We start from the raw sequence: 20,301 nt of genomic DNA on the forward strand, positions 1-20,301 counted from the left end.
TTTATTTCGTTTATTTCATTATATTGGCGGAATATCCAGTTTCTTCAATGACTTGTGGGTCGTTCTTCAGACCGCGAGGTAGCGCTTCTTCACGTCGTCATTGGCCCGCAGTTCGTCGATCGAGCCGCGATAGACGATATGGCCCTTGTCGATCACCGCGACGTGGCTGGCGATATCGAGACAGAAATGCATGTTCTGCTCGGCCACGATCAGGGTCGTTCCCATGTCGCGCAGGCGCTGGATCAGCTCCCCGATCTTCTCGACGATGATAGGCGCCAGCCCCTCGCTGGGCTCGTCGAGTAGCACGACGTCCGGATTGCCCATCAGCGTGCGCGCGATGGTGAGCATCTGCTGCTCGCCGCCGGACAGTCTTCCGCCCATGCGGCCGCGCATCGAGGCGAGGATCGGGAAGACGTCGTAGATCTTCTCCAGGGTCCAGTCGATGCGGCCGCCGACGCCGGGCTTGATCGCGATCTTCAGGTTGTCGTCGACCGAGTGCTCCGGGAAAATCTGCCGGTCTTCGGGCACGAAACCCACTCCCTCGCGGGCGATGCGGTCGGGCGTGAACCTCTGAACCGGCGCGCCGCGCACGGAGACCGTGCCGCGCCTGGCCGGCGCGATGCCGATGATGGCCTTCATGGTCGTGCTCTTGCCCGCTCCGTTGCGGCCAAGCAGCGCCAGCGACTGGCCCTTCTCTACGCCAAACGAGACGCCGAACAGGATCTGACTGGCGCCGTAGAAGACGTCGATATCCTCGACCTTCAGGATCTCCGCGGCGCTCATGCTGCGGCCCCTTGTCCTGAAGTTCCGTGCGCGGACTTGCCGAGATAGGCCTCGATCACCTTGGGATTGGTCCGCACCTCGTCCGGCGTGCCCTCGGCCAGCACCGACCCGTAGGACAGGACGCGGACCGTCTGGGCGACCTTGAAGACGATGTCCATGTCGTGCTCGATGAAGATCAAGGTCATGCCGCGCGCCCGCCACAGGCGCTGCACCGTCTCGATCATGCGCCAGCGCTCTTCCGGCCCCATGCCGGCGGTCGGCTCGTCGAGCAGCAGCACCCTGGGTTCCAGCGCCAGCGCCAGGCCGATATCGAGCAGCTTCTGGTCGCCGTGGCTGAGGTTACGGCTCAGAATGCCGGCGACCCGCGTGAGCCCCAGCAGTTCCATGATCTCGTCGCCGTGCTTCAGCGTCGTGGCGAGCGGGAACGGCGAGCGCAACACGGTTTCGCGATGCTGATGGGCCTGCGCCGCCGCCGCCAGCGCTTCCGACACGGTGAGGGTCGGGAACAGGCTCGCGACCTGGAAGGCGCGCCCGATCCCCAGCCGCACGATCCTGCGCTGCGAGAGGCCGGCGATGTCCTCTCCCGCCAGCAGGATGCGCCCGGTGTCGGGCGGGAAACGGCCGGTGATCAGGTTGAACAGCGTCGTCTTGCCGGCGCCGTTGGGACCGATGATGGCGCTGAGCGAGCCGTCGGCGAAGTCCAGCGTCACGTCGCGCGTGGCCGCCACACCGCCGAAGGATTTCTTGAGGTGTTCGAGCTTCAGCATCAGCTGCCGCCCTTCGCTGCGTCCTTGTCCGCAGCATCGCGGATCGCCTGGGCCGCCGCCTGGCGCCTGTTCTCCCAGCGCTCGGCCAGCAGGTCGAGCGGGCCTTTGCGCAGGCCGAGGACCAGGACGAGGATCACGATTCCCAGCACCAGCTCCGTGTGGCTGGTGTAGCTGACAGTAATGTCGTTCAGCAGGCGCAGGATCACCGTGCCGGCCAGCGGCCCCAGGAAGACGTTCGATCCGCCCAGCAGGATCATGAAGATCGCCTCGCCCGACGTCGTCCAGAAGCCGAAATTGGGATAGGCGCCCGAAACGAACAGGGTGAGCAGGATGCCGCCGACGCCAGCGATGCAGGCAGAGATGACGAAGCAGGCCAGCTTGACCATGGTCACGTTGATGCCGAGGAAGGCCGCGCGCTCCTGGTTGTCGCGGATCATGCGCAGCGTGTAGCCGAAGGGCGACGTCACGACCTGGCGCAGGATGGCGATGCAGACGACGAATGCCACGGAACAGAAGACGTAGAGCTGCGTCCGGTCGGCGAGATCGATGCCCAGGAACTTCGGCCGCGGAATGCCGCCCATCAATCCCTGGTCGCCGCCGGTGAACGACACCCAGCCCAGGATGATGTTGTAGAACAGCATCTGGAAGGCGAGCGTCAGGAAGGCGAAGTAGATCTCGTTCAACCGCACGCAGATCGCCCCGACGATCAGCGCCATGAGCGCCGTGAAGCCGATCGCCAGCACGAAGGCAGCCGGTATCGAGAACTTGCCGGACTGCATCGCCAGGCCGAACGCATAGGCGCCGGCGGCGAAGAACATCGCGTGGCCGAACGACACGAGCCCGGTGTAGCCGATCAGCAGGTTGAGCGACATGGCCAGCAGTCCGTAGGCCATGCCGAACATGATGAAGTCGCGGATGGCAGGCGGCGCGCCGAACACCGGCACCAGCAGCAACAGGACCAGCCCCAGCCCGGCAAGGCCCAGATCTCTCCAACGTGACGTCATCGCCGCCTACCGGTGCGCGCGGCCGAACAGGCCGCTGGGCTTGAAGATCAGGACCAGCGCCATGATCAGGAACATCACCCCGTCGACGAACAGCGGGAAGCCGATGCTGCCGAAGGAGCGCGTCAGACCGATGATGATCGAGGCCACGAAGGCGCCGACGATCGAGCCCATGCCGCCGATCACCGTCACGATGAAGGACTCGATCAGGATCGAGAAACCCATGCCCGGTGTCAGCGAGCGCACGGGCGCCGCAAGCGCCCCCGCCGCGCCCGCGAGCGCGCTGCCGATGCCGAAGACGGCGGCATAGTAGAGGTTCACCCGGATACCGAGCGCCGACACCATCGGGCCGTTGATGGCCGCGGCCCGCACGATGCTGCCGAAGCGGGTGCGGACGATGACCAGCCACAGCAGCAACCCGATCGCCATCGCCGCCAGGATCATGAAGAGATAGAATGGGGGAATGACGCCGCCCATGAAGCGGATGGGCGGCAGCCGAAACTCGGGCGGCATGCCCATCGAGAGCGGCACCGGCCCCCAGATGATCTTGATGAGGTCGTCGGAGATCAGCACCACGGCATAGCAGACCAGGAGCTGCATCAGCACGTTGGAGCCGTAAACCTTGCTCATCAGCGCGCGCTCGAACAGGACCCCCAGCACGCCGACCGCCACCGCCGCCCCCAGAGCGGAGACGAAGTAGCTGCCGGTGAGCTGGTAGAAGGTCCACGCCGCATACGCCCCGATCATGTAGAGCGAGCCATGCGCGAAGTTGATGACGTTCAGTACGCCGAAGATCAGCGTCACGCCCGACGCGATCAGGAACAGCAGCATGCCGATGATCATGCCGCTGGTGAGCTGCGTGACGACGCATGACGTCGTCCCGACGCAACGCAACAACGCGTCGAGATCCACCTGTTTATCCTACTCGAAATCGTTATGCGGTCAGGAAATATAGCCCTGCTTCTTCTTCCACTGCTTCTCGAGCTCGAAGATCGGCTCCCAGGCCGAGGACTGGAAGTCGGCCACGTAGGGCTCCTTGGAGAGCGAGACGCCGTAGCCGATGATGTAGTCGACCAGGGTGTTGTCCTCGGCACGCATCGTCACAGAGCCCTTGGTGCCGAACTGGCTCTTGAGCGTCATGCCCTTGATGGCCTCGGCCATCTTCTTGCCGTTGGTATCGCCGTTGGTCTTCTTCAGCGCCTCGACGATGAACTCGGCCGCGACCGCATTCTCCCACGACCAGTTGGTCGGCTTGTGCTTCTGCGTCTTGACGTAGTTCTGGTACCACTCCTCGTTTTCCTTGGTGGGCGGCACTACCCGATTGTAGCGGCCGCCCGAGTAGACGCCCTGCGGGAACTGCTTCACCTGGTCGACGACGCCGTAGTCGCCGAGGTTCACCATGAACGACGCCTGCTTGTCGAACAGGCCGTAGAGGTTGGCCTGGTCGATGAAGGCCACGAGATCGCCGCCCCACAGCGCCGAATACATCGCGTCGGCCTTGGCGTTGAGGAGCTTGGTCACGACCTCGGTGTAGTCCGGCTGGAAAAGCTTGGGCCATGACTCTTCGACGACCTGGATGTTGCCGTCGAAATGCTTGGCGTATTCCATGAACTCGGCCGTGTTCGAGCGGCCATAGGCATAGTCCGGCGAACAGGTCGCCCATTTCTTCAGGCCTTTGGCCTTGGCGATCTTCGCGGCGTAGTCGCCGCCGCCGATCGCATCGTGAATGCCCTGGCGGGCCGTCCGGAAGGCGGTCGGCACGTGAAGCTTCGGGTCGGCCGTCAGAGACGAGGTCTCCGAATTGGAGTGGATGCAGAGAACGCCGACTTCGCGGATGACCTCCTGGACGGCGAAGGCCGCGCTCGACGCCTCGGCATCGAGGATGATCTCGCACTTGTCGTTGTTTATGAGATCGCGCGTCACCTTGGCGGCTTCCTGGGGCGCGCCCTTGGAGTCCCGGACCACCATCTCGATCTTGCGGCCGTTGATGCCGCCCGCCGCGTTGAACTTGTCGAACACGTCCTTCAGGCCGCCGACGCTGGTCTGGCCGAGGATCGCGACGCGGCCCGACAGAATCGTCGGCACGCCGATCTTGATGGCGCCGGTCTGCGCCTTGCTGATCGCCGGGGCGCCGACCAGCCCGACGGCGGCCATGGCCCCTGCACCCTTCAGAACTCGACGACGGCTCGCGCGCCCCGACTCGATGGACGTCATGGTATTCACTCCCGGAATAGTTCTTATGGTCTTCGACCGATTGCCGCGATCCTATGGGCAATCGTTCGGCATGGTCAAATGACAACCGGCCAGCGGACAGGGAACATACCCCCGCATCATGCAGGGCGTTCTACTGTTCGGTTCGATCGCCCGCTAACCGGCCTTGGCCTTCGCCGCGTCGGTTTCCTCCGGCTTGTTGCCGGCCGACCGGATATTGACGAAGCGAACGAGAATGCCGAACCAGAATTGCGAGCCCAGCGACGCGGCGAGCGCAGTCATCGCCCACCCGGCGAAGGCGACGATCCAGGCGGCCAGCCAGGCGGACGTCCAGGGACCTGCATCACCGGCAACCCGGTAGTCCTTCGTCCATCCAAAGGGAATCTGGAGCCTGGTGAGCGTGTCGAGGTTTGCCTGTGCGTTGGTCTGCTCCACAAGCCGCCTGGCTTCGGCCACGACATCCGTCTGCATCGCGGGCGGCGCGCTCGCCACCGCCGTCGCGATCCGCATGGCGTCGATGTTGAAACCAATCGCGATGACCAGCCCGAGCGTCAGGACGATCCGCTGTGTCTGCCGCTTGTACCAGCCACCGGCCCGCTCCATGCTGGCGTCGAACCAGGTCTCAACCGATTTCTTGAAGGCTACTTCGTCGCCACCCGCCTCCTTCATGAGGATGCGGAACACCGGCAGGACATTGCCGACCTGAAGCGCCCGGCCGCGCGTCAGCATGTCGTGGATCGCCAACGCGAACTGGTCCTTCGGAATGTAGGACGGCAGACGACCCGAGGGGGCCAGGCTCTTGATCAACGGATGCGCGTACAGCTGGTCGACGAGGCCCGTCCGCTCGTCGTCGTCGAGCATCTTCTCCAGTGTCGCCTCGAGCGTCCTGGCGCGCATCGAGAACAGGCCGGCGACGAATTCCTGAGCCGTCGTGCAGAGAAGGCTGACAACCAGGAAGACGATGATGAGCGAGATGGCCGCGGAAGCAATCGAAAGCAGCATGGCGTCACCCGATGCTCAATTGCCCGCCGAGCGGGTTGTTGCGTGCGATCCACCCCGGTCGCCGTGCCTGCAGCGTCCAGCATTCCTGGTTTCCGACCTGCCCCGACCAGATGAGGTCGGGCTGTCTCATCCTCACTTCGTTCAACGCGTCGCGAACGTTCGCCTCGCTCAAGCCGGTCGTCTTGCAGAGACCCTTGGGCCCGTTGATGGTGCGATAGTCGTAAGCCGACAGTGAAAGCTCCGCGATCGCCGCCCGCGCACCATCCGAATAGGATTGCCAGCCTTCGAGCTGGTCACGGCGTATCAGGTCGGCGCGAATGGTGCCGCGCACGTAGGACAGCAATCGCTCCTCGCCGATCAGGCTCCAGGCTTGCCGGAGCCCCCAATTGAAGACCGGGCTCACACTCTTGAAGTTGAGCAGCTTGGGCGCGACGTAGGCTGCCCGGGCCTCGATGCGTTTCTCGATTCTGGCCAACCTGTTTTCATCGATGCGCGGCCACGGCGGCACCGGTACTTCCGGCTCGGCATCGCCCACAACGGGAATGATCGAGCAGAAGTGCTTCTGCTTCTTCTCGTCCCAGTACCGGAATCGCCGGTCGTTGAATGCCGCATCGGACCATTTCGGCTTGCCGCCTTCCTTGTCCCAGGCGATCGGATTGCGATCGCCGACAACGAAGATCTTCTTCAGGAATTGCTGGCAGTTGCGACGGCCGAGTTGGTAGTCGTGTGCCCGGAACGACTCGTCGAGAAAGCCGCCGAAACCGCCCAGGACGCCGGTTGCGATCGCATAGGTTTCATCCTGGGTCTCCGTCTTCGCGCGTGTGGGCGCGATCAGCCAACGGCTGAAGACCTGGTCGTCGAGGGCCGCCGCCAGTTCGTCGGGTTTGAAGCGTGCCTGGTTCTTCAGGATCGGCAACAGTGACTTGGCGACTTCCAGGACCGTCGCATCCTGCTGATCGTCGGGCGGGAATTCCGGTCCCTCCGGGAATGGATCGACCATCAGCACCGCACCGCGTGCGTCATCGTCTTGTCGCGGGTTCATGTCGGCGTTGTTGGGCAGGATCGAGCGGCGCGCATACTCGAACGGCTCGTTGTCGATAAGGCCGCCATCGACGCTCATGAAGCGGAAATCGCGCGGATCGTGCCCCCAGACCGTGGGCCATGTTGGCGCAAAGCGTCGGGCATTCATGGCCTGGCTCGGCCATGAGCGCTTGTCGTAGTATTTGGTATTTGTTGCGATCGACTTGGCGGCCAGCCCGACGGGAAATGCCGCGGATGCCAGGGCCGCCTGTCCATAAGCCAGCCAATCTCCGTTCAATGCCTGGTCGCCCTTCGGCACACTGGAGACGGCCAGCGGCATGGCTGGATCCTGGGAGAGCCAGTCATTCTCTCCGTCATGCAGGCCAATTCCCTCGACCACGTAGTGCACGCGGTCGCCGTGACTCATCATCGAGTGTGCCGCAAGCCTGCCACCCGACGTGAAACTCACCTGGTAGGGTACGCCCCGCATGTTGGCGAGCGTGAGGAACAAGTGGAAGCGCCTGGCGAAGTAAGGCAGTCCCTGTCCGCCATGCGCCGGCACTGACGCGGTGCCGTCATCCGGCGCCACGCGCAGCGTTTCCGAGACGAGCTCGCCGAGAATTTGCGCATTCAGAACGGATCTCGGGGCTTCGTCCGCCTTGAGGTCCGTATTGGAAAGCAGGTCCGGCGCACCTTCCGGCGAGGCCATGTCGGGCTTGTTGACCCAGGCGGTGTAGAGGCCCGGCAGAACACACTTGTATTTCTGCTTGCCGGCCTGCGGGATGGCGAACTCTTCCCTCTGGAGGCCACCGGCAGCAGTAACGACCGCGAGCGCTGCCGTGATCGAGCCCGCCGAAGCGCCGGCCGCTGCCCTGAGGCAGACCGAGTGATTGGGGACCGTGTCCGGCGCCTCGCGTTTCGCTTTCTCCCAGGCGTCGAGCGCCTGGAAGAGAAAGTCCATGACCCCGGCCGAGTAGGCTCCCGCCGATATGGCGCCAGCCATGGCCAGCCCGATCTCGAAAACGCTGTCGTTCGTAGGCATTTGCGTCCCCCCAATCGCTCTTCGCGACCCCGGCGGAAATGCCTTCTTCGCTTTCCGCCGAACACTACGAATGCGAGAAGATCGTGATTTGTTTCAACCAGCATTGCCATTCACGGAAATGCATATCTGCAGGGAGGATGCGCGCGCACTTGCATTGGCCGACCTGAGAGTGAAAATGACGGCTGTATCGGAGGTTGCGTGATGTCTTTCGCCTATGTCGGCAGCTACACCTCGCCCGAGCGCGGGGGCCATGGGAACGGGATCAACGTCTATCGCGTCGACCCGCGCAGCGGTGCCTTCCGGCATATCCAGCATCTTGGCGGACTGGAGAATCCGTCATTTCTGGCGCTGAGCGAAGCGGGAAACAGGCTCTATTCCGTACATGGCGATCGCAGCGAGGCGACCTCCTTCACGATCGATCGGGAGACCGGCCGTCTTGCCGTCCTGAACCGTCAGCCGACCGGGGGCTACAACCCCATCCACCTCGCCTTCGACGCCGCAGGGCGTTTCCTGGTGGTGAGCAACTACGGCTCCGATTCCGTGGCGGTCCTGCCGATCACGAAGGACGGCTCTCTTGGCCCCTATTCCACGCTCACGACGGTATCGGCCCAACTCGGTCCGCACCGGTCGGAGCAGAAGAACGTGCGGCCGCATCACAATCCGCTCGATCGCGTCGGCAAGACCTTCTACCTGCCCTGCAAGGGTTCGGATTGCGTGATCGGCTACAGGCTCGATGCCAGGCGCGGCGTGCTCGTCGAAGCCAGCCGTGTCGCTTCCCGTCCGGGCGCCGGTCCACGCCACATCGACTTCCATCCGCGGAAGCCCTTCGCCTATGTCATCAACGAACTCGATTCGACGATCACGACCTATCGCCAGGATACGGCCAGCGGAGCGCTGGCGCCGCTGCAGACCGTGCCATCGACGCCGTCGGACTTCACGGGTTACAGCACCGGCGCGGAGATCTGGGTCGATGGGGCCGGGCGCAATGTCTATGTCTCGAACCGCGGCCACGACAGTATCGGCGTCTTCGAGATCGATGCCGCCAAGGGCACACTGACGCCGCGCCAATGGGTGCCGACCAAAGGTGGCGTGCCGCGCTTCTTCGCCTTCGATCCGGCGGAGCGTTTCCTGTATGTCGCCAACCAGGGGGGCGATTCTATCATCGCCTACAAGATCGGCCGCACTGGGCTCCTGGCCTCCACCAGGCTGCGGACCAGGGTCGGCAGCCCGGCGTGTATCGTCTTCTCGCGCTGAAGGGTCAGCCTTCCTCCTGGAAGGCCTCCTCGCGGGCTTTCTTGATACTCGGCAGCGCCATCAGGATCAGCAGCAGCGCCGTCGTGATGAGCAGGCCCAGGCTGATGGGGCGTTCGATGAAGACCATGGCGTCGCCGCGCGAGAGCAGCATGGCGCGCCGGAAGTATTCCTCCATCTGCGGTCCCAGCACGAGGCCCAGCAGGAACGGTGCACCCTCGCAGCCCAGCTTGACGAAGACGTAGCCCAGCACGCCGAAGATCGCGACCTGCATGACGTGGAAGGTGCTGTTTTGCAGACTGTACGCGCCGATGCAGCAGAACAGCAGGATGGCGGGTGCCAGATAGCGGTAGGGCACGGTCAGCAGCTTCACCCACATGCCGATCATCGGCAGGTTGATGATCACCAGCATGGCGTTGCCGATCCACATCGAGACGATCATGCCCCAGAAGAGGTCCGGCTTCTTGGTCATGACCTCGGGGCCGGGCTGGATGCCCTGGATGATCATGGCACCGACCATCAGCGCCATCACGGCGTTGGACGGGATGCCGAGCGTCAGCATCGGGATGAACGAGGTCTGGGCGGCGGCATTGTTCGCCGCCTCGGGCGAGGCGACTCCCTCGACCGCGCCCTTGCCGAACTCACCCGGGTTCTTGGAGAGCTTCTTCTCGAGCGTGTAGGCCGAGAACGCGCCCAGGGTCGGACCACCGCCCGGCAGCACGCCGAGCAACGATCCCAGCATGGTGCCGCGCAGAATGGCCGGAATGGAACGCCTGATCTCCTCGCGCGTCGGCCACAACGAACCCACCTTGATCGCCCCACCGCGTTCCAGGTGTCGTTCGAGATTGACCACGATCTCGGCGATGCCGAACAGGCCCATGGCGATCGGCGCGAAGTCGATGCCGTCGCTCAGCTCCGGAATGTCGAAGGTGAAACGCTGGGCGCCGGTGTTCACGTCGGTGCCGATCAGGCCGAACAGCAGCCCGAGGAACACCATCGCGATCGCCTTGGTGATCGAACCGCTGGCCAGCACCACCGCGGCGACGAGACCGAGGGCCATCAGGGAGCAGTAGTCGGCCGGCCCGAACTTCTGCGCCATGCGCGTCAGCGGCTCGGCAAAGATGACGATGATGATGGTGCCGATGGTGCCGGCGAAGAACGAGCCGACGGCGGAGATCGACAGCGCCGCGCCGGCGCGCCCCCTCCTCGCCATCTGGTAGCCGTCGAGACAGGTCACGACCGACGACGCTTCGCCCGGCAGGTTGACCAGGATGGAGGTCGTCGAACCGCCGTACTGCGCACCGTAGTAGATGCCGGCCAGCATGATCAGCGAGGCCGTCGGTGGCAGGTGGAAGGTGATCGGCAGCAGCATGGCGATGGTCGCCACGGGACCAATGCCGGGAAGAACGCCGATCAGCGTGCCGACCATGCAGCCCAGCAGCGCATAGGTCAGGTTCTGGAAGGTGAAGGCGACCCCGATGCCGAGGACGAGATTGTCGAGGAGATCCATCTTACCAAATCCCCTGCACGACGGAGATGTTCATCCCAAGCCCGACCTTGAAGACGATCGTGCAGAGGATGGAGAGGACGACGATGTTGCCGATCACTTCGGTGAGCTTGAATTCCTCGCCGGCCAGCGACGAGATCATGACCAGTACGATCAGCGCCGGGATCAGGCCCGCCCGCTCGAACAGCAGCGCGAAGCAGACGATGCCGAGGGTGACCAGGGTGATGGGTTTCCACTTGGGCCGTTCGACCGGCTCGCTTCCGCTCACCAGCGCCACGATGCACACCACAACACCCAGAGCCAGAAGGATCAGGGAGAGCATCCGCGGCACGTAGCCGGGGCCCATTCGGACCGGCGTCCCGACCGCAAGGTGCTGGCCGAAATAGAGAGCCGCCAGACCGAAGGCGACGAACATCAACCCGGACAGGAAGTCCTTGGTCAGAAACCGATTCACGGTGTTTCGCTCCCCAAACGTTTACGCTGTGCTGCGACGGCCGTAATCGCGAAACACAGCGCTGGACCCTACCCTCCGATGCTTACGCCAAGCTGACGCCGGGCCCGACCACCCCCGCTCTCCGGAATGAAGGAACATTCACCAAGCGGCCCTCGCTGCGACGAGCGCATTCCCATAGGCGAAATTTTGTCCTGGGTTTGACGGAACGAACCGGTGATGTGCGGAATGGCGATGTGAATTGCCAAAGCCACAGGGAGAGCGGCGTGAGCGACAAGACATATGGATTCGAGACACTGGCGCTGCATGCGGGCGCTGCCCCCGATCCGACGACCGGCGCCCGCGCCCAGCCGATCTACCAGACGACGGCCTACGTCTTCGAAGACGCCGACCACGCCGCGGCGCTGTTCAACCTGCAGACCGTGGGGTTCATCTATTCCCGGCTCACCAACCCGACCAATGCCGCGCTGGAAACGCGACTGGCAACGCTCGAGGGTGGTCGCGGCTGCACGGTTGCCTCCTCGGGCCACGCCGCCCAGGTCCTCGCCCTTTTCCCGCTGATGGCTCCGGGCGCCGAGATCGTCGCCGCCTCGCGCCTCTATGGCGGATCGCTGCAACAGATGAAGAACACCTATCCGAAGTTCGGCTGGACAGCGAACATCGTCGACGCCGATACGCCCGACAATTTCAAGCGTGCGGTCACCGAGAGGACGAAGGCCTTCTTCATCGAGAGCCTCGCCAATCCGGGCGGCGTGATCAGCGACATCGAGGCGATCGCCCGCATCGCCGAGGATGCCGGCGTACCGCTGCTGGTCGACAACACGCTGGCCACGCCCTGGCTGTGCAAGCCGATCGAGTACGGCGCCACCCTGGTCGTCCACTCCACCACCAAGTTCCTGAGCGGCACCGGCACTTCCATGGGCGGCGCTGTCGTCGATTCCGGCAAGTTCGACTGGTCGCGCGGCGGAAAATTCCCGAGCCTCGCCGGCCCGGAGCCGGCCTATCACGGGCTCAATTTCTACGAGACATTCGGCGACATGGCCTACACGTTCCACAGCCACGCCGTGGGCTTGCGCGATCTCGGCCCCACCCAGGCGCCGTTCAACGCCTGGCTCACCATGCTCGGCATGGAGACGCTGGGCCTGCGCATGGAGCGCCATTGCGCCAACGCGCTGGCGGTCGCGCAGCATCTCGAAAGGCATCCGGCGGTGGCCTGGGTGAACTATGCCGGCCTGCCCTCGAACAAATACAATGCACTGGCGAAGAAGTACCTGCCCAAGGGCGCCGGCTCGGTCTTCACCTTCGGTGTGAAGGGCGGCTACGACGTCGGCGTGAAGGTCGTCGACAGTGTCGAACTCTTCTCACACCTCGCCAATATCGGTGACGCCAAGAGCCTGATCATCCACCCCGCCTCGACCACGCACCGCCAGCTTTCCGACGAGCAGCGCGTGGCCGCCGGCGCCGGCGCCGACGTGCTGCGCCTGTCTATCGGCATCGAAACGGTTGCAGACATCATCGCCGATCTGGATCAGGCTCTGGAAAAAGCCACGAAGAAATAACGAGATCGTATTCTGGGATGGAGGAGACATGCTCAGCAAGGCGGACAACGAGTTCCTGACCCGTGCCGGCAAGGGCACGCCCATGGGCGAGATGCTGCGGCGCTTCTGGATGCCCGCGCTGCTCTCCGAGGAATTGCCCGAGCGCGACGGGCCGCCGAAGAAGATCCGCATCCTGGGCGAGGACCTCCTGGCCTTCCGCCAGACCGACGGACGGGTCGGCATCGTCGAGCCTCACTGCCCCCATCGTGGCGCCAACCTCTATTACGGTCGCAACGAGAATTGCGGGCTGCGCTGCTCCTTCCACGGCTGGAAATTCGACGTCGACGGCAACTGCGTCGACCTCCCGACCTCGCCGCCGGAATCCGCCTACAAGGACACGATCAAGCTGCTCGCCTATCCGACCCGCGAATGGGCCGACATGATCTGGGTCTACATGGGCCCGCGCGAGACGATGCCCGAACTGCCGCAGCTCGAACTCGGATTGGTCCCTGCCGCCTCGCGCTTCGTCACCAAGAAGTGGCAGGATTGCAACTGGGTGCAGAGCCTCGAAGGCGCCATCGACACGTCGCATTTCTCCTTCCTGCACAAGGTGCTGGCGACCGACGACGAGGCGGCACGCCGCGCCATGAGCCGGGCGGCCCTCGCCGACCAGGCCAAGCCCGATGATCGCGTGCGCTGGGTGCAGAACGACCCGCGCCCGCGCTTCAGCGTGCTGGGTCATGACACCGGCCTGGTGATTGCCGGCGGCCGCAAGACCGACGGCCCCGACCTCTACTGGCGCATCGCGCAATTCCTCATGCCCAACCACGCCTACACACCTGCGGCGTTTCCCGGCGAGATCTACTACGGACAGTCGTGGGTGCCGGTCGACGACGTGAACTGCTGGATCTACACCTACTGCTGGCAGCCCGACCGGCCGCTCAGCAATTCCGAGCGCGCCAAGTTCCGCGGCGGTTTCAACGTCCATTCCGAGGTCGATGCCGACTACAAGCCGCTGCGCAACAGAGACAACGACTACCTGCGCGACCGCAGCGTCCAGCTCAGCGAGAACTTCACCGGCATCACCGGCGTCTCCGAACAGGACGCCGCCATCCAGGACAGCCAGGGCCCGATCCAGGATCGAACGAAGGAACATCTCGGCCCGACCGACATCGGCATCGTGGAGTTCCGCAAGCTGGTGATAGGCACGGCGCGCCGCCTGGCCGCGGGCGAGCCGCCGGCCGCCTCACACAAGGCACATCGCTATGCCGTGCGCTCGGGCGGCTGGATCGCCGCGCCAGACAAGGACCTCGCCACGGTCATGGCCGAGCGCTTTGGCCACGATCGCGGCTATGTCGGCAACCAGTACGGATTGGGTGAGTGATGCTCGCCGCCGACAACGCGTTCCTGACGCAGAGCGGCCCCGGCACGCCGATGGGCGACCTGATGCGCCGCTTCTGGATGCCCGCGCTGCTCTCCGAGGAATTGCCCGAGCGCGACGGGCCGCCGAAGAAGATCCGCATCCTGGGCGAGGACCTGCTGGCCTTCCGCCAGACCGACGGACGGGTCGGCATCGTCGAACCGCACTGCCCGCACCGTGGTGCCAATCTCTATTTCGGCCGCAACGAGGATTGCGGCATCCGCTGCGCCTTCCACGGCTGGAAGTTCGACATCGACGGCAACTGCGTCGACCTCCCGACCTCGCCGCCGGAATCCGCCTACAAGGACACGATCAAGCTCCTATCCTACCCGGTACGCGAATGGGCCGACATGATCTGGGTCTATATGGGCCCGCGCGAGCACATGCCGGAACTGCCGCAGCTCGAGCTCGGCCTCGTGCCCGCCGGCCATCGCTTCGTCTCGAAGAAATGGCAGGACTGCAACTGGGTACAGAGCCTCGAAGGCGCCATCGACACCGCGCACTTCTCCTTCCTGCACGCCATCCCGACCAGGGACGAAGCCACGCGGCTCGACATCCTGCGCAAGACCTCGGCGATCGGTCAGGAAGGCGGCCTCGCCGACCGCAGCCGCTGGGTGACCGACGATCCGCGGCCGAAATTCAGGGTCCAGGGCCACGATGCCGGGCTGGTCATCGCCGCCGGCCGCAAGACCGACACGACCGACCTCTACTGGCGCATTGCCCAGTACCTCGCGCCCAACCACGCACTGGTGCCGGTCGCCTTCCCGGGCGAGGTCTATCACGGGCAGACCTGGGTTCCGGTCGATGACACGAGCTGCTGGATCTACACCTACAGCTGGGTGCCCGACCGGCCGCTCACCAACGCCGAACGCGCCAAGTATGCGTCGGGCCTCAGCCTGCATGCCGAGATCGACGAGCACTACGTGCCGAAGCGCAACATGCGCAACGACTACATGATCGATCGCGAGCTGCAGAAGACGCTGAGCTACACCGGTATCAGTGGCGTGTCCGACCAGGATGCCGCCATCCAGGACAGCCAGGGTGCGATCCAGGACCGCACCCGTGAGCACCTCGGTCCCACGGATGTCGGCATCGCCGAGTTCCGCAAGATGTTGATGGCTGCCGCCCGTTCGCTGCAGCAGGGCGAACCGCCCCGCGCGGCCGCCGCTTCGCAGCGCTATGCCGTGCGAGCAGGCGGATGGATCGCCGCCGCCGAGAAGGATCTCACGGCGGTGATGATGGAACGCTTCGGCCACCGGGACGGCTATGTCGGCGGCGAATACGGCCTCGCGGAATAGAGGGTTAGACCGGCGCCAGGCGCTGCACTATCGTTCGCCGCGATATCGGCTTGGGGAGATTTTTCGTGACCATCAAGATTTACGGGCCGACGGCCTCACGTGCGGCGCGCGCCCTCTGGATCGCGCATGAACTCGGCATTCCGTACGAGCACATCGCCGTCGAGATGAAGGACCTCAAGAATCCCGACTATCTCAAGGTCAATCCGAACGGCAAGGTGCCGACGCTGGTGGACGGCGACTTCAAACTCTTCGAGTCGATGGCGATCAACCTCTACCTCGCCGCCAAGCACGGCAGGGACGGCTTCATGCCGGCCAGCCTCGAGGATCAGGCCCTGTGCAACCAGTGGAGCTTCTGGGGCATGACCGAGCTCGAGAAACACCTGCTCACGATCCTGATCGACATGTTCATGACCGCGCCCGACAAGCGCAAGCCGGAGGTCGTCGCCGAGGCGCAGAAGGCGTTGCCGAAGCCGCTGGCGGTGCTCAACGGCGCCCTCGAAGGCCGCGACTACCTGCTGGGCTCGACCTTTACCGTCGCGGACCTGAACCTGGCCTCGATCATGAGCTGGGCCAAGCCGATCAAGGTCGACTTCGGCCCGTTCCCGAACGTCAGTGCCTGGCTCGATCGCTGCCTGTCGCGCCCCTCCTACAAGGCCGCCCGGGCCGCCAAGTAAGCCGCTACTCCGCGGGCGCGACCCGCGGCGCCGGCAACGACGCGTCGCGCTCTTTGCCGGGCAGCAGCAGCGCCACCAGGGTGATCGCGACCGAGACGGCGGCGAGGCCGAGGAACAGAAGTTCCAGGCTTCCGGTCGTCTCGCGCACCCAGGCAATCAGCAGGATCGCGAGCGGCCCGGCCCCGAAGGCCACGACGAACTTCGCGCCGAAGCCCAGCCCGTGATAGCGGCTGGGCGTGTAGCGGGCGATCAGGATGTTCTCGATCGGGCCCGCCGCCGAACTCAGCACAGCCGAGCCGATGGCGCCCAGCAGCGCCACGTAGCCGTTGCCCATGGCCAAGGCCAGCATGGCGACCACCTGCAGCGCCGAGGCCACGATATAAGTCGCCTTCAGCGGATAGCGGTCGATGATGCGCCTCCCCATCGCATACTGCGCCACGCCGGAGACGACATAGATCATCGAGGTGGCGAGGCCGACCCACAGGACGATCTGCGTGGCAACGCCCCACGAGGCGAGCCCGTCGCGCAGCGCCGAGATCTCGGGCGCGAGCTTCACCTCGAAAACCATGGCGGCGCCGAACATCACCGCCTGCCAGATGACGCCTTCCAGCGCCATGGTGACGGAGAGCACCGAGAACACGCGCCAGAAATCGCGACGGCCGACCTGTGTACCCTTGGCCTGCGGCATCGGCCGGTCGCCGACCTTGCCCTGGCGGATCTGCACCCAGAGCACGACGCCGACGACGAGGCAGACGATGCCGGGAACGATGAAGGCCGCGCGCCACGAGGCCAGCGAGATCAGCACGCCGGGCACGATGCCGTAGAGCGCCAGGCCCGCACTGCCCCATAGCCCGTTCACGCCCATCGCGTGGCCCTGCTCCTTCGCCGTGCGGATCACCCAGCCGATCCCGACCGAATGATAGAAGGCGGCGAATGTGCCGATCCCGCACAGGGCCAGCGACAGCGCCAGCGAGTCGCCGCTCGGCACCAGGCCGCAGGCGATCGACGACAGGCCGAGGCCGAAAAACATCACGACCATCATGGCCGGCGCCCCGAACCTGTCCGAGGCCCAGCCCGCCGGCAGCGACATGACGCCCAGCAGGACCGTGGCCGGCGCATAGAGGCGCAGCAGATCCTCGGCCGGCAGGTTCCAGGAAACCGCGAGGGTCAGCACGATCACGGCGTAGAAAGCCGCCATCATGTGCATCAGCGCGTGGCCGATGGAGGAGAACAGCAGGACGCGCTGGCCAGGATCGATCATGGCGCCTGTATCCTTTGTCACCCGTTTCGGCGCAAGCGCAGCTTGCGGCAACGCTGCCATTCGCGCTAAAGCCCCCGTGCCGCGGGCCGACCGGCCGGCGGCACCGGTCGGGGCGTAGCGCAGCCTGGTAGCGCATCAGTCTGGGGGACTGGGGGTCGCAGGTTCAAATCCTGTCGCCCCGACCATTTAAGCCTTGAATTCATTGAGTTTCGGCAGCGAGGCGAGGAAGCCGCCCCGCCCAATATGCGCGTAAATTTGTTCGATTCTGCAAAATCCGGTGCACAGAGTCCCGGAGGATGTTCCCGCCCGGTTCTCAGGCACCGCCGAGGGTCCTGACGGCATCGTCAGCAGCCCCCGCGGGCCCATCATGACGGCATGTGCGGAACCCGGATCGTCACCCGGCCGACCGCGCTCTACGACTCCCCTCGAGACAGAAGCGGGCGGCGGGGCGTGGGCCTGCCGCCAACCGGAGATCGCCATGGCTCGCCGCAGCACGAACCGCCACGCCACCCGCGTGAAGGCCCCTTCCTCATGTTGCCCGCCTGCACCGTGTGAAGCTCTTCCGCGTGGCCGACGAGGCCGAACTCATGGCCGCCGCCGATCGAATCGCCGGACCGGCCGGCTGTTACGCCGTCGCCGGCTGGGCACCCGCCGATGTCGACTACAAGCTGATCCGCTTCGCCACAGCGGCCGAGGCCGAGGCGATGCAGCGCTGGATCGCGGAGTCGAGCATCGAGACGCGCCCGGCGCCGGCGCCCTACCGGGCCGTAGCTCACCGCGGCGGGCGGCACGACCCGCTGATGGTCGCCCCCTGCCCCCACCGCCTCTGCACGCTGCGGGCGCTTCTGACGATCCTGAAGGGCGCGTGCTTGTGGTCTGCCGAACGTGCGAGCGCTACGCGCCGCTGTCGGCCGAGGGCGAGGATCTCGATCGCCCTTTTGAGCCCTGCCCGTTCGTCTGCAGCCAATGCGGCGCGCGGGCCGAGATCGTCATGGAGGCGCCTCGCGGCTTCACGCTGACGACGCCCACGCCGCGGGAGCGCAGGCGCCTGGCCATCCGGACGGACCCGCCCGCCCGGTCGGATGGTCTTGAGGAGCTTGCCGACGCAGCGCGATAGGCCCTCCGGGGTGCGCTTCTGGGCGCATCCAGTGCTTGATCTTGGAGAGGGCTTTTCGATCGGGTTTAGGTCGGGTGGGTAGGGCGGCAGGTACCAAAGCCTTGCGCCGACGGCCTCGAGCATCGGGCGCAGGGTCTTGGCTTTGTGGCTGCCGAGGTTGTCCAGGACGACGATGTCTCCTGGTCGCAGGGCCGGCAGGAGCAGCTGCTCGACATAGGCGCGGAAGTACTGGCCATTGATCGGACCGTCGAAGATGCATGGGGCGGTGATCCCGTCCCAGCGCAGCGCGCCGAGGAAGCTCAGGGTTCGCCACCGTCCCTGAGGGCTGAGCCGCGCAGGCGCTGGCCCTTCGGGGCCCAGCCGCGCACGGGAGCCATGTTTGTCTTGATCCAGGTTTCGTCGATGAAGAACCAGGCGCCGCGGATCGAGCCCTGCCTGCAGGGCCTGCCAGCGCCGATGGCGGGGCCACTCGGGCCGGGCCTGCTCAAGAGCGAACAGTGTTTTTTTGAAGCTGAGCCCTTCACGGCGTTCACACCGCATTGTGCGAGACCACCACGCCCCGGACCGCCAGCTCGTCCTTGAGCTTGTGCAGGGTCAGCTACGGCGTCCGGTCGATCCGTTCCCGGATGAAGGCCCGGTGGGCATTCAGCACCGGTTGGCGGCCAACCTTGCCCGGCGCCACGGAGCCTGTCGCCGGTAGCGCTGCGACCACTCCACCACCGTGGACGCCGCAAAATCAAACCGTGCCACCACCGACCGGCAGCTCTCGCCGGCTCCTACCGCTGCAACCACACGCTCACGCAGGTCATTCGAGAAAGGACACATCGATGCCAGCCTCCATTCCAGCCAGCAGGTTGAATCACATTCTCAACCGCTCTGGAATACACTTCGATCCCTTCAAGACATAAATCGCGCGTCTCATATCGGTCCCTGTCCGCCCACCAATCACTCTTCCGGTTTGCGCCGGAGGATAGCTGCGAGAGCCTTGGTTTCGAATTCGTTCGGATGACGAGGCTGGACGATCGATAGGCCGTTCAACATGTTTATACCTCCAAGCAGATGAATCAGAAAGCATACTCAACCGCCCTCGGGTGGGTACGGATCGGTGCGGCCGACCGCGCGTCGCCCCGTCAGAACATTGACGACTGATAGAAGACGCACGGAATCGTCGGCGGTGCAGGCGGCCAAGCCTCCCCGAGGTTCCAAGCCGACACATGTCCAATCAATCAGCTCGTTACGCCCGATTCATTTGACGGAGCCGATTACACGCAATACGTTTAAATTAGAAAATGCGAGGTCCGAAGCCATGGCCGCTGATGAAAAGATGATCTGGGATCGCTACGCCAACTGGGAATCGGTTTCTTCGTCGGATGACTTGTCCTTCGTGAAGCAGAGAATTACCGGCAGAAAAGTCGGGTGGTGGGAAAAAAACCAGCTCCCGGCAGGGTTTGAGGACGCACTTGTGAAACTTGGGCGCGACCTTTCTCTGGCGGGCCAAGGAGGCGGAACTGTATTAGATTTTGGGTGTGGATTGGGTCGCAACGTCGAGTTTTTACGCTCACGATTTTCACGGGTCATCGGCCTGGATTTGCCCCGTATGATCGAAAATCTACGGAAGGATCCCATCGGAAAAAGCTATGATGCGCTATACGACGATCGGTCCCAACTGGTTTCGTCTGAGGACATCAATGTAATCTATGATTCAGTTGTTCTCCAACATATCAAAGACTTGGAATACAATAAAGACATCGTGAAAGACTTTAACGCGATGACCAATCTTCGCTTCATAATTTCTCTCGCAGGGGGGTGGGGGGTCAGAGCACCTCAAACGTTGCTTCTCCTGAAAGATGCGGGATGGACAGAGGTTTTTTCCGTTCAAGATGGTGAAACTTTCAGGAAGCCGCATATGCTGACAATTCTGAAGCACCCTTCAGTCCAGGTAAGACAGCAGAAAGCCA

The 20,301-nt window shown here is 64.3% G+C and carries 17 protein-coding genes and 1 tRNA gene; 7 read left to right on the top strand and 11 right to left on the bottom strand.

All coding sequences use genetic code 11. From position 1 onward, the window contains the following. Positions 1 to 66: 66 nt before the first annotated feature. From EPO41_RS26325 to EPO41_RS26355, 7 genes are all read right to left on the bottom strand, one after another. The gene (locus EPO41_RS26325; protein WP_296331908.1) at positions 67 to 783 is read right to left on the bottom strand and encodes an ABC transporter ATP-binding protein; all 717 of its coding nucleotides are present in this window, start codon (positions 781 to 783) and stop codon (positions 67 to 69) included. Next, positions 780 to 1,550 carry an ABC transporter ATP-binding protein gene (locus EPO41_RS26330; protein ID WP_296331910.1) on the bottom strand — a complete coding sequence of 257 codons (771 nt, stop codon included), beginning with the start codon at positions 1,548 to 1,550 and terminating at the stop codon, positions 780 to 782. Before EPO41_RS26330 ends, EPO41_RS26325 begins: the two co-directional genes overlap by 4 nt. Further along, on the bottom strand, positions 1,550 to 2,554 hold the full coding sequence (locus EPO41_RS26335) for a branched-chain amino acid ABC transporter permease (RefSeq protein WP_296331912.1): 1,005 nt from the start codon (positions 2,552 to 2,554) through the stop codon (positions 1,550 to 1,552). The genes EPO41_RS26330 and EPO41_RS26335 overlap by 1 nt, the downstream gene beginning before the upstream one ends. 6 nt (positions 2,555 to 2,560) lie before the next feature. Next, on the bottom strand, positions 2,561 to 3,463 hold the full coding sequence (locus EPO41_RS26340) for a branched-chain amino acid ABC transporter permease (protein ID WP_296331914.1): 903 nt from the start codon (positions 3,461 to 3,463) through the stop codon (positions 2,561 to 2,563). 30 nt (positions 3,464 to 3,493) lie between these two features. Next, positions 3,494 to 4,765, bottom strand: coding sequence for an ABC transporter substrate-binding protein (locus EPO41_RS26345; RefSeq protein WP_296331916.1), 1,272 nt, complete (start codon positions 4,763 to 4,765; stop codon positions 3,494 to 3,496). Between the two features lie 153 nt (positions 4,766 to 4,918). Further along, a complete protein-coding gene (locus EPO41_RS26350) occupies positions 4,919 to 5,764 on the bottom strand; it encodes a hypothetical protein (RefSeq protein WP_296331918.1) in 846 nt (281 codons plus the stop codon). A gap of 4 nt (positions 5,765 to 5,768) precedes the next feature. Further along, complete coding sequence (locus EPO41_RS26355; RefSeq protein WP_296331920.1) at positions 5,769 to 7,826, bottom strand: patatin-like phospholipase family protein; 2,058 nt, start codon at positions 7,824 to 7,826, stop codon at positions 5,769 to 5,771. Positions 7,827 to 8,027: 201 nt separating this feature from the next. On the opposite strand from EPO41_RS26355, the gene EPO41_RS26360 reads away from it, so the two are divergent. After that, on the top strand, positions 8,028 to 9,080 hold the full coding sequence (locus tag EPO41_RS26360) for a lactonase family protein (protein ID WP_296331922.1): 1,053 nt from the start codon (positions 8,028 to 8,030) through the stop codon (positions 9,078 to 9,080). Between the two features lie 4 nt (positions 9,081 to 9,084). On the opposite strand, the gene EPO41_RS26365 is transcribed toward EPO41_RS26360, so the two are convergent. Beyond that, on the bottom strand, positions 9,085 to 10,587 hold the full coding sequence (locus EPO41_RS26365; protein ID WP_296331924.1) for a tripartite tricarboxylate transporter permease: 1,503 nt from the start codon (positions 10,585 to 10,587) through the stop codon (positions 9,085 to 9,087). 1 nt (position 10,588) lies between these two features. Further along, on the bottom strand, positions 10,589 to 11,038 hold the full coding sequence (locus tag EPO41_RS26370) for a tripartite tricarboxylate transporter TctB family protein (protein WP_296331925.1): 450 nt from the start codon (positions 11,036 to 11,038) through the stop codon (positions 10,589 to 10,591). 263 nt (positions 11,039 to 11,301) lie between these two features. Between EPO41_RS26370 and EPO41_RS26375 the strand changes: the two genes are divergently transcribed. The 4 genes from EPO41_RS26375 to EPO41_RS26390 all read left to right on the top strand — a co-directional run bounded on the left by EPO41_RS26375 (position 11,302) and on the right by EPO41_RS26390 (position 15,965). Continuing rightward, positions 11,302 to 12,594 (top strand): O-acetylhomoserine aminocarboxypropyltransferase, encoded by a 1,293-nt coding sequence (locus EPO41_RS26375; RefSeq protein ID WP_296331927.1) that lies wholly within the window; start codon positions 11,302 to 11,304, stop codon positions 12,592 to 12,594. 28 nt (positions 12,595 to 12,622) lie between these two features. Continuing rightward, positions 12,623 to 13,957, top strand: coding sequence for a Rieske 2Fe-2S domain-containing protein (locus EPO41_RS26380; protein WP_296331929.1), 1,335 nt, complete (start codon positions 12,623 to 12,625; stop codon positions 13,955 to 13,957). Then, positions 13,957 to 15,291, top strand: coding sequence for a Rieske 2Fe-2S domain-containing protein (locus EPO41_RS26385; RefSeq protein WP_296331939.1), 1,335 nt, complete (start codon positions 13,957 to 13,959; stop codon positions 15,289 to 15,291). Before EPO41_RS26380 ends, EPO41_RS26385 begins: the two co-directional genes overlap by 1 nt. A 65-nt stretch (positions 15,292 to 15,356) precedes the next feature. Further along, entirely contained in the window at positions 15,357 to 15,965 is a 609-nt protein-coding gene (locus tag EPO41_RS26390) for a glutathione S-transferase family protein (protein ID WP_296331931.1), read from the top strand. Positions 15,966 to 15,969: 4 nt separating this feature from the next. On the opposite strand, the gene EPO41_RS26395 is transcribed toward EPO41_RS26390, so the two are convergent. After that, positions 15,970 to 17,226, bottom strand: a complete 1,257-nt coding sequence (locus tag EPO41_RS26395; RefSeq protein ID WP_296331933.1) for an MFS transporter — start codon at positions 17,224 to 17,226, stop codon at positions 15,970 to 15,972. Between the two features lie 108 nt (positions 17,227 to 17,334). On the opposite strand from EPO41_RS26395, the gene EPO41_RS26400 reads away from it, so the two are divergent. Continuing rightward, positions 17,335 to 17,411, top strand: a tRNA-Pro gene (locus EPO41_RS26400). Positions 17,412 to 17,998: 587 nt separating this feature from the next. Here the strand turns inward: EPO41_RS26400 and EPO41_RS26405 are convergent. Further along, a complete protein-coding gene (locus tag EPO41_RS26405; RefSeq protein WP_296331935.1) occupies positions 17,999 to 18,883 on the bottom strand; it encodes a transposase in 885 nt (294 codons plus the stop codon). 766 nt (positions 18,884 to 19,649) lie between these two features. Between EPO41_RS26405 and EPO41_RS26410 the strand changes: the two genes are divergently transcribed. Continuing rightward, positions 19,650 to 20,301, top strand: a 652-nt coding sequence (locus EPO41_RS26410; RefSeq protein ID WP_296331937.1) for a class I SAM-dependent methyltransferase, incomplete at its 3' end; no start/stop codon positions are given.

It is taken from the genome of Reyranella sp. (assembly GCF_004297265.1).
Lineage (GTDB): Bacteria > Pseudomonadota > Alphaproteobacteria > Reyranellales > Reyranellaceae > Reyranella.